Origin of the sequence: Variovorax sp. Root473, from assembly GCF_001426505.1 — a bacterium.
Lineage (GTDB): Bacteria > Pseudomonadota > Gammaproteobacteria > Burkholderiales > Burkholderiaceae_C > Variovorax.
Map to the genome: position 1 here is coordinate 259,624 of NZ_LMEV01000001.1, position 518 is coordinate 260,141.

At 62.7% G+C, this 518-nt stretch carries 1 protein-coding gene and 1 pseudogene; both read right to left on the bottom strand.

Annotation, left to right across the window (positions count from 1 at the left end):
- Window positions 1–298 (bottom strand): hypothetical protein (locus ASD34_RS27980; protein ID WP_235509948.1); only part of this gene is annotated, 298 nt, incomplete at both ends.
- A 1-nt stretch (window position 299) separates the two neighbouring features.
- Window positions 300–518 (bottom strand): annotated as a pseudogene (locus ASD34_RS27985) (hemagglutinin); the annotation flags it as partial.

The following is a 518-nucleotide window of genomic DNA, read 5'->3' on the forward strand; positions in this document are numbered from 1 at the left end:
CGTTGAGAGGCTCGAGATGCTACTGGTGGCGGTGCTCAGGCCAGACGACGTCGACGTCGAAAGGCTGTCGATGCTGCTCGTGGCTGTGCTCAAGCCCGACGACGTCGAAGTCGACAAGCTACCGACGTTGCTGTTCGTGGTGCTCAGGCCCGTGGACAAGCTGGAGATGCCGCTGGTGGCGGTGCTCAGGCCGGACGAGGTAGATGTCGACAGGCTGTCGATGCTGCTCGTGGCGGTGCTCAGACCCGACGATGTCGAAGTAGAGAGACTGTCCAGGTTGCTGTTCGTGGAGCTGAGGNCCCGCTCGACGTGGATGTCGACAAGCTCGAGATACCGCTCGTTGCCGTGCTCAGACCGCTCGACGTAGACGTCGATAGACTGTCGATGCTGCTCGTGGCCGTGCTCAAGCCCGACGACGTCGAGGTCGACAGGCTGCTCACGTTGCTGTTCGTGGTGCTCAGGCCCGTCGACAGGCTCGTGATACCGCTGGTGGCGGTGCTCAGACCCGACGATGTCGA